The sequence below is a fragment of the Polaromonas sp. P4_H1 genome (assembly GCF_056400945.1).
On record NZ_JBFUKG010000090.1, the window covers coordinates 1 to 608 of the forward strand.

Here is a 608-nt window from a genome sequence, read left to right on the forward strand (position 1 = left end):
CTTCATCGATCATCCTCGCCTGCATCGCCGGAGAAGAGTTCGACAAATCGTCACGCATGCTCCAGCCAAAGCCGGGACGGTCGATCAGGATAACGCGGTGTTTTTCTGCCAGCATATAGCCGAGCGGCAGCCGCATGGTCTCCATGCTCGACGTGGCACCGTGGATGAAGACAATCGGCAGGTCGGATGCATCGCGCGGTCCGATCTGCACCACATGCAGACGGCCATCCGTGACGTCGACAAGCTCACCCGTTGGCGGATATTGACGCTCGAATACCAGCACGCCGACCTGCGTGGCCACTGCCAGCACGCATAGCACGGCCACCACAGTGACTGATATCATCGCCGATATCCGGGGAATTTTGTGCACGATCCAGCTACGCGACGGTACCCTGAGGGTTTCGCGCCGCGCGCCATTTACGCGCTGACGCCAAGACGACCAATGCCCGGGAGTTTGATCGCGGGCCGGCGGATGTCGAGGCCGAATACGGCACCGAGCAGATTGAGTTCAAGCCCTTCGACCCAGCCTGCAGTGACACCGAGATAGCCGCCCAGCGTGGCGCGCACGCCGGTCCCGGAGGGTGTCCAGCCAAAGGCATTGCCGGCAT

General features: G+C 61.8%; 2 protein-coding genes. Both read right to left on the reverse strand.

Annotated elements, in window-relative coordinates; genetic code table 11:
- Positions 1-343: alpha/beta fold hydrolase (locus AC1DS5_RS25260; protein WP_477720988.1), on the reverse strand; the 343-nt coding region annotated here is incomplete at its 3' end.
- Positions 344-417: 74 nt separating this feature from the next.
- Positions 418-608 (reverse strand): hypothetical protein (locus tag AC1DS5_RS25265; RefSeq protein WP_477720989.1); only part of this gene is annotated, 191 nt, incomplete at its 5' end.